This is a genomic window from Enterobacter sp. QK-SA4 (assembly GCF_056856775.1).
In genome coordinates, this window is sequence record NZ_JBXFXH010000003.1 from 116798 (window position 1) to 132630 (window position 15833).

The 15833-nt window shown below is 56.0% G+C and carries 17 protein-coding genes; all 17 read right to left on the minus strand.

Annotated elements, in window-relative coordinates; genetic code table 11:
* Positions 1-265: 265 nt before the first annotated feature.
* The 17 genes from traT to AC1VYI_RS00945 all read right to left on the minus strand — a co-directional run bounded on the left by traT (position 266) and on the right by AC1VYI_RS00945 (position 15830).
* Entirely contained in the window at positions 266-991 is a 726-nt protein-coding gene (traT, locus tag AC1VYI_RS00865) for a conjugal transfer complement resistance protein TraT (protein WP_060446836.1), read from the minus strand.
* A 75-nt stretch (positions 992-1066) separates the two neighbouring features.
* On the minus strand, positions 1067-1564 hold the full coding sequence (locus AC1VYI_RS00870; protein ID WP_063132060.1) for a hypothetical protein: 498 nt from the start codon (positions 1562-1564) through the stop codon (positions 1067-1069).
* An 18-nt stretch (positions 1565-1582) separates the two neighbouring features.
* The gene (gene traG, locus AC1VYI_RS00875) at positions 1583-4405 is read right to left on the minus strand and encodes a conjugal transfer mating-pair stabilization protein TraG (protein WP_060446835.1); all 2823 of its coding nucleotides are present in this window, start codon (positions 4403-4405) and stop codon (positions 1583-1585) included.
* Positions 4405-5778: a conjugal transfer pilus assembly protein TraH gene (gene traH / locus AC1VYI_RS00880; protein ID WP_045379406.1), complete on the minus strand. Its 1374-nt coding sequence runs from the start codon at positions 5776-5778 to the stop codon at positions 4405-4407. The genes traG and traH overlap by 1 nt, the downstream gene beginning before the upstream one ends.
* A complete protein-coding gene (gene trbB / locus AC1VYI_RS00885; protein ID WP_060446834.1) occupies positions 5778-6323 on the minus strand; it encodes a type-F conjugative transfer system pilin assembly thiol-disulfide isomerase TrbB in 546 nt (181 codons plus the stop codon). The genes traH and trbB overlap by 1 nt, the downstream gene beginning before the upstream one ends.
* Positions 6313-6561, minus strand: a complete 249-nt coding sequence (traQ, locus tag AC1VYI_RS00890) for a type-F conjugative transfer system pilin chaperone TraQ (RefSeq protein ID WP_008324126.1) — start codon at positions 6559-6561, stop codon at positions 6313-6315. Before traQ ends, trbB begins: the two co-directional genes overlap by 11 nt.
* A gap of 16 nt (positions 6562-6577) precedes the next feature.
* On the minus strand, positions 6578-7321 hold the full coding sequence (gene traF / locus AC1VYI_RS00895; protein WP_060446849.1) for a type-F conjugative transfer system pilin assembly protein TraF: 744 nt from the start codon (positions 7319-7321) through the stop codon (positions 6578-6580).
* 36 nt (positions 7322-7357) lie between these two features.
* Complete coding sequence (gene trbE / locus AC1VYI_RS00900) at positions 7358-7546, minus strand: conjugal transfer protein TrbE (RefSeq protein ID WP_025759809.1); 189 nt, start codon at positions 7544-7546, stop codon at positions 7358-7360.
* Between the two features lie 31 nt (positions 7547-7577).
* Complete coding sequence (gene traN, locus AC1VYI_RS00905; protein ID WP_278019016.1) at positions 7578-9458, minus strand: type-F conjugative transfer system mating-pair stabilization protein TraN; 1881 nt, start codon at positions 9456-9458, stop codon at positions 7578-7580.
* The gene (trbC, locus tag AC1VYI_RS00910; protein ID WP_163277221.1) at positions 9455-10084 is read right to left on the minus strand and encodes a type-F conjugative transfer system pilin assembly protein TrbC; all 630 of its coding nucleotides are present in this window, start codon (positions 10082-10084) and stop codon (positions 9455-9457) included. Before trbC ends, traN begins: the two co-directional genes overlap by 4 nt.
* Before the next feature lie 16 nt (positions 10085-10100).
* Complete coding sequence (traU, locus tag AC1VYI_RS00915; RefSeq protein WP_032160671.1) at positions 10101-11087, minus strand: conjugal transfer pilus assembly protein TraU; 987 nt, start codon at positions 11085-11087, stop codon at positions 10101-10103.
* A 2-nt stretch (positions 11088-11089) separates the two neighbouring features.
* On the minus strand, positions 11090-11737 hold the full coding sequence (gene traW, locus AC1VYI_RS00920; protein WP_163277222.1) for a type-F conjugative transfer system protein TraW: 648 nt from the start codon (positions 11735-11737) through the stop codon (positions 11090-11092).
* Entirely contained in the window at positions 11737-12084 is a 348-nt protein-coding gene (gene trbI, locus AC1VYI_RS00925) for a type-F conjugative transfer system protein TrbI (protein WP_163277223.1), read from the minus strand. The genes traW and trbI overlap by 1 nt, the downstream gene beginning before the upstream one ends.
* Positions 12081-14711: a type IV secretion system protein TraC gene (traC, locus tag AC1VYI_RS00930; protein ID WP_058654351.1), complete on the minus strand. Its 2631-nt coding sequence runs from the start codon at positions 14709-14711 to the stop codon at positions 12081-12083. Before traC ends, trbI begins: the two co-directional genes overlap by 4 nt.
* Complete coding sequence (traP, locus tag AC1VYI_RS00935) at positions 14704-15267, minus strand: conjugal transfer pilus-stabilizing protein TraP (RefSeq protein WP_060446829.1); 564 nt, start codon at positions 15265-15267, stop codon at positions 14704-14706. The genes traC and traP overlap by 8 nt, the downstream gene beginning before the upstream one ends.
* A complete protein-coding gene (locus AC1VYI_RS00940; RefSeq protein ID WP_060446847.1) occupies positions 15257-15661 on the minus strand; it encodes a hypothetical protein in 405 nt (134 codons plus the stop codon). Before AC1VYI_RS00940 ends, traP begins: the two co-directional genes overlap by 11 nt.
* Positions 15645-15830 (minus strand): hypothetical protein, encoded by a 186-nt coding sequence (locus AC1VYI_RS00945; RefSeq protein WP_072271147.1) that lies wholly within the window; start codon positions 15828-15830, stop codon positions 15645-15647. Before AC1VYI_RS00945 ends, AC1VYI_RS00940 begins: the two co-directional genes overlap by 17 nt.
* Positions 15831-15833 lie beyond the last annotated feature (3 nt).

The window sequence follows — 15833 nt, forward strand, 5'->3', positions numbered from 1 at the left end:
AATATCCACAGCAGTATTAACAGAACTGAAAATGGAACAGCAAATAAAGCATTCGGATAATCACTTTCGATACTCACTACTAATGCAAATACTGACATATTAATTTCTTTATTCACCAGCCCTGCCGGCAACCCTTCCCGGCAGCACAAAGGATTTGCGCCACCGCTCAGCGTTTTTCTTATATCAACAGAGAATGAGGAGAACAGATGCTATTCGGACTGAGTGATCCAGAGAAAAGGGCGGAAGAAACCGCCCCTGGTATTAATTAAAGAATGTTCGCGATAGATTTAGCCAGCTGATCTTCAAGCACAGGCTGGGCTTCGGGGAATTTCAGATTAACCTTGTTCGCATTTGATACCACACGGGTCTGATATTTATGCTGGTTCCCCTGCTCGGTGCTGGTCTGAATTTTGGCGCCGGAGGTTCCCTGGCGAAGGGCGGCGATGTTGTCCGTGGTCACGGTCGCTTTGGTACGCTCGGCAATCTGCACATCCGTGATCATGGTGTAGTTGATGTCTTCGACCATCGCATCAGCGGCCATGCCAACAAGGCCGGCAGCAAGTCCTACGCCCAGAGTGGCTCCGGCAGAGCTGGAATTATAGGCGGTAATACCGGCACCCAGCGCGGCCCCTGCCGCTGCACCTTCGTAGCCACGGCTGAGCCAGCTTTGTGACTCACGAAGGTCCATTTTGTCGGCCTTAAGTACGTTCGCCTGAATCCAGTAGTAGGCTTTATCCGGCGAGGTCACGACCTGGTAGCCTTTGGCTTTAACAGCTTCGGTAATTTTAGACTGGAGACCGCTCATGTCTTTATCAGACGTGTTTTTGATCTGCAGGAAAACGGTACGCTCGCTTGATGGTTCAAGCCAGACCGTTTCGCTCATCTGCGTTTTGACCTCGAGGTTACGTTTCTTAATTGCTGTGCTCATCGCACCACACCCTGAAAGGGCCAGCGTGGAACTGACCAGAGCCACCATCATCATCTTTTTCATTAACGTTATTTCCTTTGTTTATTATATCCATTCATAGCTTGGCGATTGCCCATAATCTAAAATAATTAAGGGTATCTAACTGTCCGAGCGTCTGTATGATTCAGATGAACACCCATAAAAATTACCAGAAGTATCAACTAGCCCGCACATTGGCAATCCTGTAGCTGGATTCAATCCAGCTCCCGCAGAATCGTGTAGTCCTGATTCATAAGGAAATGGATCACTTTGAAACGCACGGTCAAAATAAAACTGATCTTTTAGAGATTCATCTCCAACAGTTACACCACTTATTACACAGACCCTGTAGATCGAGAGCCCGAAAAATATAAATAGGGCCAACACAGGGAAGCTGATCGCGGGGACAGAAAGAACCATGTACATTACTGGCGATACATCTTTCTGACTATACAAACACTTCTGCTTGCGAACTCGATAATTAATATATGCAAATATACCCTGCCACATAATCAACAACGCAAGTATCAGGAGCATGACGGATGTTGCCCACCCTGCAAGCGAGCAGGCGATATACTGTATAAGCAGAACCCACATAATTCGCATCAGCTCTTTCATATCCGATAATCTCCCTGATCATTTCTTGTGATTATTCTCCAGTTTCTTTGCTTTTTCCAGAAGTTCTTCAGGACTGTCAGCTCCCGGAATAGCGTTTTGTGATGCTTTCTCGTGATTGTACTTAGCACCCTGATTATTCGCTTCGGACTGGTGATGGCGCTCCAGTGCTGAATACTGATTATCGACGGACGCTGAAGCTCCCTTTATTTCACTTTGTGTTCCTGAGATATTATTTCGCGTCTCAGTCATCATACCGTCTACCGAGCCTTTCACATTCCCTTTAATACCTGCGTCTGACGTTGCACTTTCAATGGAAGCCTTATGCGCCGCATGGTCAGATAACACCTCCTGACGCCCGCCTCCCGCAGACACATTGTCCATACTTTGACCAAGCCCATCTTTCGCATCCGAATACGCATTATCCACCGAAGGCTGAACCTGACTTTGTACAAATGACCAGGCCAGTTCTCTTCGTTTCGCTGCAACCTCTGGTGAACCGGTATCCGTTAGCAAAGAATCGGCATCATGCGGTGCCTGTTTACGAACGTATTGGGCAAACTGCTGGTTGAGATCTTCGTTAACCTGCCCGCTCATGGTTTCGGTTCGGGATGCCATTTCAGCATATTCCTTGCTGCGTGCCTGACTGGTCGAGTACTGTTCAAGGCTTTGTTTTGCAGAACTCAGTGATGCAGACAACTGGTCCGCACGTGATGCGGCGTTGTTATCCGTATGACTGCCTGATTCATTTATCTTGCGGCTGGTAAAGTAATCGCTGGCCTCCTTGAAGTCTTTGGTGGATTTTGCATCAATATCATGACGCGCATCCTGGCTCGCTCGCGTGCTGCTGCTTGCCTGATGAGAGTCTAAATCATCAAAGTCGACGCCGGCTTTAGCACCTGCCCTGAAACTAACACCACCGCCTGTACCGAAAGCTTTAATCCCTATACCACCATGTGCACTTGCATCGCCATAAAGACCAGCGGAAGCACGAGAACTTCGTGAAGCCAGTTCCTGAGTCGCCTGATCATTACTGATATTATGCGCCTTCGCGTAGCTCTCCACCGCAGTGCGCATCTTGCTGGCCATCATGGAGTCCTGCGCACTCATCGTGCTGTCGGCACCTTGCGTCATCGAATCGCTGCTCCCCCGGTTGGTGCCAAACTGGCTGAGGGTCTGCCACGTGCTTGACATACTGCTACTAAAGCTCTGCATCGCGCTCTGGGACTGCGTCTGGGCCTCGCGCGCCATCTCCTGCTGCGCTGAGGCCAGTTGACGGGCAAAATTAATACTCACGGGCAGCTTACTCGCGGCCTGAGTGGAGTCTGTCACCGTACTGCCGTCACGCATCTGTGTGGACGTCGCACCATTGCCCAGTTGCTGACTCATCTGTCCGAACATGGTCGAACTGTTGGTGTTCCAGCTGTTGCCGCTCACGTTCTCGGTCTGCATGTTGGCGTAGGAGTAGTTACCATCAACAGCACCAGAGGCAGCAGTGGCTGCAGGGCTGATAGCGGAAGAGGCCAGATGGCTGTAGAGATTTGAGAACCCCGCCCCCAGTCCCTTCAGCATTCCCCATGCAAGCGGGGGGATTAGCATGGACAGATAGCCAGCCGTGGTAGCGAGGTCTGAGTATTTTATCTGCACCTGCGACAACTCCGAGAGAACCACTGGTGAACCGTTAGCCTTCGCATAGAAGGTCATGCAGCTGTTGAGGATGGCGTAAAGCAGCGGCCAGCTCTGCACCCACATGATAGCCAGCACGTACCCCTTCAGCACATTAAGGGTAACGGCGTTAAACATCCCGCCCAGCACCATCAGGGGAAATATTCCGATGGTCAGACCGACAATCAACGTCTGAGACATAGGTAGTGAGCGTAATGCCACCTGACCGACCGTCGCATGCGCCAGCCGCTGCTTCTCCATCGATGACGTAGTGGCGATATTCAGCAGGCTTGAGGTGTCACCGTTGCGGGCTGCATAGCTCATGATGCCATTTCGCAAAGCGTTCATCGTCACATTCTGACGGACAATCGACGCGGCGCTCTGACCGGCACCATAGAAATAGTTATAGCTGTCCCCGATCATCTGGCTGAACAAGATGTCAGGATTCGGACGTCCGCCAAAAAGCTGACGCACGTAGTAACTCCATGTTTTTCCTCCGGTCTGAGTATCCAGGGCAAGCTTTGGCTTAATTACCGCAGCGGCTTCTTCACAGGTTAAAAACTGATTATTGTTGTTGAATACCCCCCTCAGCGGACTCGGCTTTGAGAAAATCAGCGTATACGGGTCTGCGCTGTTCATTAGATCTTCCATGGTATATTTTCCGTTCAGGAAAATATCGCCCATCACGCAGTTCTGCACATAGTCCGTGAATATCGTCGTTATCTCTGGGTTCTGTGATAAAAAGTCCGTACTGCGTGAAACCAGATTCGCCCCAAATATCATGCCGGTTTTGCTGTAGGTGATGCTGTCGGGCTGTGAAAAGACCATTTCATACCCCTGAACAAGGGCATATCCAATTTTGGTGGTCAGCGATGCAGGCAGTGCCAGCCCGACGGGCACGTTATCGACTTTATAGACCTTTGTCTGATTACTGATATCGATTATTTGTACGGAGGTGCGAACACTGACCAGCAGCGACATCAGCACAATGACGCCTGCCCAGCCCAGCATATCCATGATGTTGTGCCGTCGTATCCACGAAATGGCTACAACCAGCACAGAGAAAGCCGTCGCAATACGCCGAATAACAACCCAGTTCTCCGTCGACATGAACGTGACGATGGCATTCAGCGTCTGCGTCAGCCAGTCGCCGCCCGCGATGACATAGATTTCCTGCATCAGCGCGCCCCCCCGAAGTGATAGTTGTTCTGGTAGCGCTGCAGCATGCGTGCCGAGACCTGCTGGCGCATATAGCTCATCTGGCGGTCAACAACCAAAAGCGCATCCTGCTGTACCTGCACCTGTGCCTGGAAGGAGGCTATCTGCCGCGTGGCTTCGTTGAGGTTATTATTGATGCTGTCGATAACCGCCTGGTCATAGTTTCCCGTTGCCACCATTGCACGGGCCTGCTGGACCAGCTCCTGGATGTACTGGAGAAGAATGTCGTAGCCGATGTAATCGGTTAGCTGATAAACGAGGCTGTTAGAAACCCCCAGCATCTGGGGATCAACCAGGTACTTGAAGACCGGGATGGTAGTACTTGTGATAAATCCCTTCTCTTTCTCGGTTAACTTTAGATCGGCAACGGCTTTATTCTGAATGCTGGAAAGGATGTCTTTTATCTGATTTTTCAGTGCATTTTTCTGGCTGATCGTGACATTAGCATCGGCAACCACCTTCAGACATTTATCGCTGTCATTACAGTGATACACCCGTGCAGTCCCCCCCTCCATCATGGCCCGAATAAGGTCGCGATCGGTCGTTCTTGCCGGAAGCGGGGTTATATTACCCTTCTCATCAAAGACCATTGTTCCGGTCAGGGTCATGATGAACTCCTTAAGCTCTTTATTCCCGTCAAACATGCGGTTCTTTCCGAGCGCATTCCAGATGACATTGATATTCTTCGTTATGCGCTCTTTATCCTTATCACTGGCCTTATCACGGACCTTATCCATGCTTCCCCCCACCGTGCAGCCCTGACGGGATGCCGCCCAGTCGGCAAACATGTTGCTCTCACCGGCAATGTCCTGGCAGACCTTCTGCTGGGAGACCTGAGTGCGCGGAAACAGACCGCCGACAATCCCCTGCGCCGCCTGGCAGGAGCTGAGGTTCATGCTGTTAATGTCGCTGGCCATCTTCTGCAGGAAGTCTTTAGCAGTCTTGATTTCCGGTACCGTAGTCTGCAGCGCCAGATCGAAGAAGTATCCGGCCGCATTGGACATAATCTGCTTGGCGAAACGCTGCAGCTGATCGCTGTTAATAAAGCTGAAGGAGCCCAGATAGGCATCGATACCGCCGCAGCCGGCGTTGATGTCGGGCAGCGTCATGGAGATAAGCTGGACGGTTTTCACCTGCGTACGGGCATATAGTGAGCCACCCGTGGCGTAGCCAGCGGCCTGCCCCTGCCAGACCTGTGGCTGGCTGGTATTGGAGTCAAAGCCCAGCTTATTAAAGAAGGTGTTCATGTCGCTGTTCACGTCCGCACTAACGGTTGTTGAACAGACGAGAAGCATGCAGCCCAGAAGACTGCGGTGTCTGAACAGGTTTATCATCATTTCACTCCGCGCATCTGAAGGACCGTATCCATTCGGGCCATAAAGCCCTGTTCGTCGGTCGCGCCCTGCAGCAGGGGCAGGGCTTCAAGGGTGTTTACGTTGACGAGAAAGGTGGTTGGCGTGGCCACGGGCAGGTTAGGGAAAAAGGTTTTCATTACCTCCGGCGGCGCGGGCAGCGCATCGGGAAAGGACGCATCCCCCTGACCGTCGATGGTGTAGGCCATCACCCCAAACCCCACCCGTGCCGACAGCGACTTCAGGACCGGATCAAACTGGTGGCAGTACGGGCAGTGTCCCTGCATAAACAGCACGACCTTCCAGTCGGCCAGATTGACCTGGCGCCCGTTGCTTAGGCGGTACCAGACCGGCTGCTTCGCCGGAAGTGGCTTAGCTTCAGGGTCTTCCGGGGATGTAGGCAGAGATCCCGACGCTCGCGCCCCCTGTGGATGCCATAACGATTTGATCTCGTCCATCGTGGAAGCCTGTGTGGCCAGACTGAGGGTCATGAGCGCCACGGTAAACACGGTATGTCTAAGGTTCATGTCGGCATCCTCCGGCATCACGGGCCTTTTCGGCCTCACGGGCGGCATCTATCCAGCGGTTGATGATGCGGTATCCCCCCCAGAGCGCCATCGAGACGCCGATTATCTGCGCCAGAAGAATGGCCATCTCCGGCTCGCGCCGGACCAGGCGGGAAACAATGTGAAACCATATCCCGAGGCTCAGCACCCATAATCCGGGCACGTCGAACTCAGGCAGGCGAAAACGGAATTTGCGCATGCGAACTCTCCCTGTATTAAAAGTTGGGGGCAAAATCTGTGGAAACGTTGAGGAACTGCTTCGCCAGGTCATCCTGGCTGATAAAGCCATACGAGACGGGTTTGACCGTCCCGCTTTTAGGATCGGCCAGCATCAGCGCCGGGAAGTAACGAATACCCAGCCGGCTGGCCTGTCCACCGTCCATTCGGGTATCCGGCAGGAGTGGATTCACGATACCGTCCACGGAGACCGGAATGACGCTGAGGTGATACGTCTCGCGGAAGTTTTTAATGACCTGAACCAGCTGGCCGTCGATCGGGTCCTGTCCGCGGTAGAAGAACATCACGCCATAGTGCTGAGCCAGCGTTTCAATGGCGCGGCGCTGGTCGGCAAAGTCCGCCGCCAGCTGGTTGCGCACGGTACCGTTGTAGTGGCTGTGCTGCAGGTTGTAGTCCAGTTCGGGGTGCTCGAGCATGGCTTTTTTGGCGCTCATCGAGAACAGCCCGGCCTGCTGCGTCCAGTAGTTCTGCAGGCGGAAGTAGCGGGTAAAGTTCTCCACGCCCGGATACAGAATGGCCTCGTACATGGCGCGCTTCGTGGCCTGCTGAAGCGTGGCAAGCTTCTCCATGATGTCCGGCGAGGCCTGCTGAGGCTGTGCTGAAGAGGATTTGTCGTCCTCCGGCATTCTGTGCGATTCGTTGTACCACTGCCAGCCGGCATCTTTTCCTGTGGCGGAAAAAACGCTGCCAAGAAGCAGCAGCGCTAACGCTGTCTTTCTCATTTTCACTGGAACCTTCCTTATCCCGAAGCAGGTCGGTTATCGTTTGAAAAGCGGGTTTAACAGCCACGCCAGCAGAACTCCCGCCACGAAAAGCGCAACCATCAGCGCCATAAAAAACACATCGATGCGCGATGTTTCATCAACGATATTCCCGCACCAGTAAAGCACCGGTGAGGCGACAATCAGGCTGATGATAAGGCGTCCAGTAAATCCTTTAATTTTCATGATGGAGAGTCCTGAGTGAGTAATGAGTGGCTTACTGTTTGTTCTTCAGCTGCGCGGCGATTTCCTCGCGGACGCGCTTCGTCAGGGTGTCGTTATCCGGGATTTTCTTGTTCTTTTGCAGATCGTCGAAAAAGTTCGAGAAGTCGAGCGCTTCAAAATTAATTTGCTGCAGCTCGGTCTGGGTGATGCCGCGACAGTCCGGGCTGCTGGCCTTGCCAAAGCCGATGTGAAGCTGACCGTTACGTCCCTGCTGCTGCACTATCTGAGCCAGCTTAGAGTCAAACTGACAGTAGCTGCGCTTTTTCTCGAGACAGACGCCGAGCACTTTTTTTGAACAGAACTCACCGATACTGACCGTGAGCTTATTCTCTTTGGCCTTGCCCAGCGCTTTCTCCTCGCTGCTGCACCTGGCAAGCCCGACGTCCTGGCCCCAGCCGCCGTCTTTACAGCAGTTGCTGAATCCTGCCGCAAACTTCTTGCAGAACTTCGCGCTGCCGGTAAAGGCGCGCACGTTAACGCTGTTAATGGCGGCCACGTCCTTGCCCGCAGCGGCCAGCGCGGCGAGTGCCGAAACGACAGGTGCAAAATCGTTGTTTTTACCGTTCTGCGCCCGCTCACAGTCACCATCAAGACAGAAGGTGTCGCCGCCGCATATCATCACCTGACCGGAAGTACGCGTTTCACAGGAGTACGTCGCGTATTCATGCAGGCAGCCGCTGCCGTCTTCTGCCGTGAAGGCGCAGGTGCGTGAGGCAAGCGTACAGGCCGGATTGTCCATGTAGGTTTTGCAGGTGCCATTGTCAGCAGCCTGGGTCATATACGTGTCTTTGTACTTCCAGCAAGCCTGCGTGACCGGGTATGACACCCCGTCAACCACCACCGTTTTTGTGCTCCCCGGCTCAATACATTCGGTCTTTTTGAGCGTACCTTCGCTCTTGCTGAACGGGCAGGATTCGTTCCAGACCACGTCCGGCACCCATTTTTTGTCCGTCACCTGCATGGTCAGGGTGGCGGTCATCCAGGCCTGCGTACCGCCCTGCATCCAGGACAGCGTCTTCTGAGCATATTCCCGACAGCGGGATTGTTTACCGCTCAGGCAGTTTTTGTTGAGCATTGCCCCCTGTGGAGAGTACTGTCCTGCGGTCAGCGCAGCCCCCGCGGCACCGGGCAGCGCCCATCCGTTATCCCTTTTAGCCACAGAATCCGCATTTACGCCCCACCACGAGAAGCCGTAGTACATATTTTTGTCATTAAAATGGACGGCAACCGACGCGCTCAGCACGGTACCGGTTGCAGGCGCACGGAAGCTGAAGTTCACCGTCTTGTTGCCGTCGTATGTATAGGTAAAGTCGCTGTTGGGCACCGTGTAGGTGCGCGTCACCGTGGTGTTTTCGTAGTGGCCGGTAATGCTGGCCGTGCGCGTACAGGCCTGCTCAACCAGCAGGTCGCGCTCACAGGTATAGTTGGTGAACTCGCTGCGGCTGATGTTCTGCGCTTCGCACTGCGTCTGCCCCGTTTTGCCGATGATGGTATCGGCGCGGGACTGGCCATCCTGGCTGGCCTTAATAAACGGCGCGTCGGGTGAAATGGGCTCCTTCGGGTTGTTAACAAACGAGTCGGTGACGGCCTTTGTGGCCTCATTAGTAGTCCAGCCCGTGGTACCGTCCGCTTTCAGCGCACCATCACCGGTCGCCGTCACGCCGCCATAGTACTTCTTCTCACCGGGCGAGGCGGTATAGTTGGGGATAGACGCTGAGGGGTTAAAGTTTTTCAGGCTGCTCTCCCCCTGCCCCTGTACCTGACGGGCAAAATCAGCCCCCGCTCTGTACTGCGCGTCAGCATCGGCAAATGCATTTACGCCCGCCATCGTGGTGGCAATGGCCAGCACCGGCATCAGTATTGCTCTTTTCATCGGGCCTCTCCTTTACTAAGCAGCTGTTGCGCCTCATCCCTGCACTCGCCCTTCTCCACCACCTTTTCCAGCGCCTGCTTCAGATGAAGATTGCCGCGAATCACGTCGTGGCCCGCCTCGCAGTACACCACCAGGGACGGCACGCTGGTGATCCCGTACTCACGAAAGCGGGTCGGGTCGATGGCGACGCCGCTGGCTGAGCCGTCCTGAACAAGCGCCATCACGGCGGTTGCCGTCGTTTTCATGTCGTTGTTGACCATACCCCGCAGGGTGGCGGGAATATCGTAGCGGCGGGCCTCGGTCAGCATGCGCTTAAGCCCCGCCTGCGGGATGGCAAAGGAGACGAAATACAGGGCACCGTGCGTGGGTTTATCCTGCTGGTCCTCGCGCTGGCGCTGTTTCAGCTCCCCGATAAAGCGGGCGTCGTCTGCTGAAAGAGGGTTCTGGCGCACCTGCTGCTCCAGCATCTGGCGCAGCGGCGCGTTGTCCTGCCCCCTCAGCTGCTGGCTGAAAGACTCCTGCTGACGAATAAACTCGCGGTTCGCCTCATCAGCCCCTGACGCCAGCGCAGTGCAACAGTATGCTGACAGCAGCAGCGCCGCCGTCAGACCGGACAGAGTTTTCATGGAAGTTTCCTTTTTCTCAGAGGAAGACGCAGTTGCGCTTGCGCCAGAGAAGATAGCCGTAGTTTTTCTTCGTGTTCGGCGGGTTACGCCCCGTTTCCCAGCGCATGACCGTTCGGCCGAAGGGATGGCACTGCGCCACGTCCGGATACATATTCACCATCTGATAGCGCCAGCGCGTTTTGGGAATAATGGGTGACGGATACTCGAAGCAGACCTTTTTATCCTCCCCGACGCTCTCCATTATCTGACCCTGACGGTGCAGCTTGAACGCCATGCGCTCGCTGACCAGAACGGAAGACTGCAGGGGGCTGGACTCATTGCTCACCCAGCCGTTAAAGGGATACATTGACCCCTGCGATCCGGCACACCAGAACAGCGCGTCAACCGACGTTTTTGCTGCACTGGCCACCGCGTCGGCCGCACATGCGCCCTGCGCGATGGGGTTGGCAAAAATGACCGCCTCCGGATTCAGAATGGAGGTCAGGGCGCTGTCCCCCCATGTCGGGTCGATTTCAGACAGGTATCCGATATCCAGATCGCCGCCCTGCAGACACCCGAGGGAGGTGATGATATTGAGCCAGTACGTCAGCGGATATTTGTACCAGTGCACGTGGTAGAACGCGCCATTGACCTGTTTGTCATCTTTTTTGGCGGCGCCCATCCCCATTTTCCCGAGATTAACGGTGAATCCGCCGAGGTTCACCATGCAGCCCGGAGAACGTGCCACATCGGTCATGGCCATCGGCTCCCAGTACCCTATTGCCAGGCCAACGCGCTGAAATACCGGCGGTGGCATGGGACAAAACTGTATCGGGCTACCGGGATTGGACGTGTCCGGTAAATCCCCGCCCGTGACTTTTGTGCTGCCGAGCGACAGGGGGAACATGCAGCGCCAGCAGATATCAGTGATCGGATTGACGAAGCGCCCTTCGCAGGCGGCGTCCGCCGCTGCCATGTGGCTGTTACCCCACAGAAGCAGCCCGAACAGAGAGACGGTCAGCATTTTCACCGGACACCTCCTGCATCATGCTGCGCCATATCGGGCGGAATGATTTCCACCTGCAGGCGCTTTCCGCTGGGTGCCGCCGTTACCCGCGCCGGCACCTGGCTTATGCCGAACCGGGCGGTCAGCACCCCGTTCTGGTCGAAGAAAATGCGGCTGTCGAGCTTCTCCGACGTCTGCGGAATGTTGCCCTGAACCAGAATGATGCGGGTGATCAGGGTGTCAGGCTTCTGTCGCTGTACCCACGCGAGCTGCTCCGCATCGTCGCCGTTGATAAACAGCAGGGTTTCGTTAAACGGCACCACATCAAGCGGATTAAAGACCTGCCCCGCCTGAGCAAACACGTTGCCCCTGTCGTCGGCAAGCGCCTTGTCCACCCGCACGCTCGGGTCAAACCAGCGCCGCTCGTAGCTCACCGCGCGGGTTATTCCCTCAACGGCAGGCGGGCGCTGGCTGTTGCGCACCACGCGCGCCTTAAACTCCGCCATCTTTTTGTCCATCTCGCCGGACTGCGCCAGCGTCTGCAGCCGGCTTTCGATAACGGTCAGCATATCCGGCTCCGCCACCGGCCAGAGATCGCCCCACGTCCCGAGGTCAGCGGCCGTCACGCTGCCGGTCAGCAGCGTCAGGCCCAGGGCAAGGGCGCGCATCACCCCCCCTCCTTCATCCGGCGGGCCACGTCAGTCTGGATTTCACGCGTGATATCCGGCGCCCCCTGCACCACGGCAGGTGCGACAAGGATGAGGGCACGATGGCGGACCTGCCAGTCCCTGAGGCTGGCCTCCAGTGACGCGTTAAAGCGGTCTGAAAGTGCTTTTGTCTGCGCCTCGTCCAGTGAACGGCGACCGGCGCTGTCAAAGAAGGCATCCACCGTGGATTTCATGTTGAAGGCCACAACCACAGGACGGTTAAGCTGGCAGACCAGCCAGCTGACGCCTGCGCTCGCAGCCAGCATGCCGGCAATCAGCGCGGCGTTAATGAGTACGTGTTTTTTCATGAGATGGTCTTCCCTTCATGCTCGTGAAGCCAGCGCTCCAGCGCGGCCATTTCCGGCCCGGATTTTTTCCACGCCAGCTCCCAGACGGCTTCGTGAATACTCAGCCCCTCCCGGCGTCGCTGCTGCAGAAACTCAAAGTCCGGACCGTCCGAGGAGTACATTGCCCGGCTGAGCGGATCGACGAACAGGCGGTGCCAGGACGTCAGGTGCTCAACCGACAGCATAAAGCTGCTGAACCAGTTGTCCTTCGCGCTGCCAAAACCCTTAATCATGTCGCGCTGCAGCTGCGAATACTGGTCCGGGTACAGCTGGTTGTACTTGGCGAACTCTTTAGCCGACTGCTTGAGGATAATTTTGTAGGACGAGTTACCCCATGCCGCGCGGGCGGCGCTGGAGGCCGTTTCCGAGTCAAAATCGACGATGTTCTGCGTAATGGTGATGTACGAACCTGTATGGCGGCGGGCGGTACGGTAGCCCTTCTCGATAAACGCCCCGACCTTGTTGTTCTTGAAGTCCAGCAGGCGCCAGCCTTCGTCTATCACGTTGAGCTTCTTCAGGCTGCGCGGCGTGCGGTACATGCGGTTCTCAATGTAGAGAATGAGCGAGAACATCACCGCCACCAGGAGGGACGGCCTGTCCTCCAGTCCGCCGAGCTCAAGCACCACCATCCGGGCTTCGTCCTTCAGGGACGGTTCGTCGGAGTTGAAGTAGCTGCCGTACACCCCGTCGCGGGTGTACTGGGTCAGCAGTACCACCATCTCATCGAGGCGGCTGCGGATGGTTGGCGATCCGCTGTACTCCTCGCTGTCGCGGGCCATCATCAGGTAGTCCACCACGTCGTCAATGCGCGCCTGGTTTTTCTTCGTAAGCCAGGTGGCCTTCACCGCCTTGAGCAGCAGACCTTCGTGCACCTCGTCCAGGTTGCCGTTGGGGCTGGCCATCACGGACAGCTGGTCCCGCAGGCGTTCGGCCATCTCATCGATGGTATCGTCGGTGACGTTAGCGAACGGATTAAACTTCAGCGTCTCGCCGTCGAGGTAGACCCCGCCCATGTTCTCGCACAGGGACTTGTAGCCGTCGCCCATGTCGAACACCACGGCGAAGCCGCCGGAGTCGATAACGCTGCGTATCAGGGGCTGGATAAGCCCGGTTTTCCCCGCGCCGGAGGTGCCACACACCGCCATATTGAAGTTGGTGTTACCCATGCCGCGGCTGAACAGGTCGATAAACGCCAGCTGGTTGCGGTAGGTCGGTGCCAGCAGGCCGGAAGTGGCCAGCGGGCTGTCCGCCACCACCGGCATCAGATTGGCGACATTAAAGCTTTCGGCGCGCTGCAGCACGCCGGACTCGCGCAGCTGCTTAAAGAGGCCGCCGCCCGCCATAAACGGCAGGTTCACGAGAAAATTGCGCATATGGTTAAAGCGCGGGGAAATCAGCTCGAAGCCATTTTTACGGAAGCTGTTCAGTACGTCCTGCTCGACCTTCAGCGCAGTTTCCTGGTCATCGCGGCAGAAGAGGGTCACGTTCAGAAAATAGCTCACCAGCGAGGACTGCCCGGACGACAGGCGCTGGCGCAGATCGCCCCACTCTTTTGCCTCCTGCGCCACGCCCGGGAAGAACTTGGCGTAGCTGGTCTTGGACTTCTTCTCAAGATCCATGAACTTCAGGTTGGCCTCGTTCTGCGCCTTTACCTGGTCTTCCACGCTAAGGACCAGCGTCAGGATAAACGGGCACGAAACGGACAGTTCCGGGTTGAGAAGGTTGCTGTAGTTGTCGGCCATATTCCAGAGGAAGGCCAGCTCCGGATTTTTGGTCAGCTGGAAGTTCATGATGCGCGCGGTGCTGTTGCGACCGTTACCGCGCAGCCCCAGCGTCATGTAGTCGGCCTTCACCTTCAGGTCAAAGGTATCGTCCACGCACTGGTAGTTCAGATCCTTGAGCGGGTCCAGTTCCCGTTCGGTGGGATACAGCGCATCCGGGTTGTGGTTAATCATTTCGCCCGCAATGCGGATGAAGGCATCCGCGTCCACGCTGCGGGTGGCTATCTGCGCCCCCTGCAGCGAGGCGCGGATGATTTTCACCTGATTCTCCATCTCCATCACGCTGGCCTTACTTCCGCGCTTGCGGGGGACGCAGCAGGAGATGTACACCCGGTAGTTACGCAGGGTCAGCGGCAGGTTGAGGTGATCGGGCAGCGGGAACCCTTCTTCTGCGGCCCTGAGATAGTAGGCGCGGGTGATGGCGTTGAACGTATCGGCCTTTTCCCCCGTCCATGAGAGCTCGCGCAGGCCATACTCGATATCCTGCCCCACCAGATGGCTGGACACCAGGTGAACGGCCACCGGCACCTCGCGGGGCAGCTTGGTGCGCATCAGGTTTTCCAGCGACGACACGATAGTTTCGTTGGCGCCGTTGATGGGCTGCGCCTCGAGCATAAAGCCCATCGTCTTCTCGTTCATGAAGAGGCCGGTTTCCGCATCGTAGTCGCGGTACGGCAGCACACGGCTGAACTGCGGGAAGCGCATCTGCCCGAGGACATCGTTCGCCTCAGAGGACGCATCGGGCATCTTCAGCGCCGTCAGCAGCGAGTTGACCGTGCGGGTGACGGTATCCAGTGGATTACTCACGGTCATCCTCCTTTTTATTGTCGGCCGTTTTTACCGTTTCCGTCGCAGGGGCCGGGCGGCTGGCAGGGATACCGTAGCGAAAACGAGCTGAGCGCATCTGACCGTACAGGCAGAAATACGGACGGCATCCCATAAGCAGCGCCGCCCCTGAAAACACAATGGCCATCACAATCCACAGCAACTTAAGCGGACTCAGCGCCCCGTCAACATGAGCGGCATATCCTTTAGCATCGATGATGTCGCTGCCTCTGTCCTGGCAAACGGCAGAAGGACCACCTGCAAAAATCTGCACAGGCTTGTCCGGCGGGGTAGCCGGTATAACGGGTTGTAAAGGTTCATCGCGGCAGGCTGCAATACGGAACTCACCACTGCTGACGTTATGCGTGACGGACATAATCTCCTGCGCCATAGCTTCTCCGGGTGTGGTGTTCTCCATCCACAAAAGCATGGCAACCAGCAGCATCAGCGTGGCGGCAGGCCAGATAATCAGATAATGAAAAGCCCAGGCAAGCCATCGAAGGCAATACAGCAGGACGGACAGAAGCTTAAGCATCATTCCCGTTACCCCCGGGATTCAGCGGAAACCAGACGCTGCAGTTGTCTCTGATAGCCGCCGCCAGCCTCTCCCCGTCCTCTCCGCTGTACAGCGCCTTAATCCGGCTGACGTCAGATTTCGCCAGGAAAATCCGGGCCATATGCTGTTTTGTTACGCTCATACCTGAGCCGGCTTTACCCAGGAACAGACAGTGCCCACGCTGCCGTTGCATTATGTGTTGAGAAATCCCAGCCTTCCCGTCAAGGACGGGAGCGCTCTGCTGAGACGCTGAAAGCCAGAAGTCGCGCTCTGCAGCATTAACACAGATGACACGCATCCCCATCGCCTCGCAGCAGGCCGCTATATCGTTAAGGTGACGGGTTTTTCCCGGACCACCGTTATCCCTGGTTGTCATGATGTTCGTCTCCTGGTTTTTTGCCATCGTTCTGAATGTCTTTGCGCAATTCACGCCAGTCGCGGAGTTGTCGTTCTGATAAAAAGGTCCGCATAACATCAACGCTGATGGCTGTCTTACCGCTACCGGTTTTCCCCACGACCATCACATTGGTTTTTCTTCCTTCCATCGG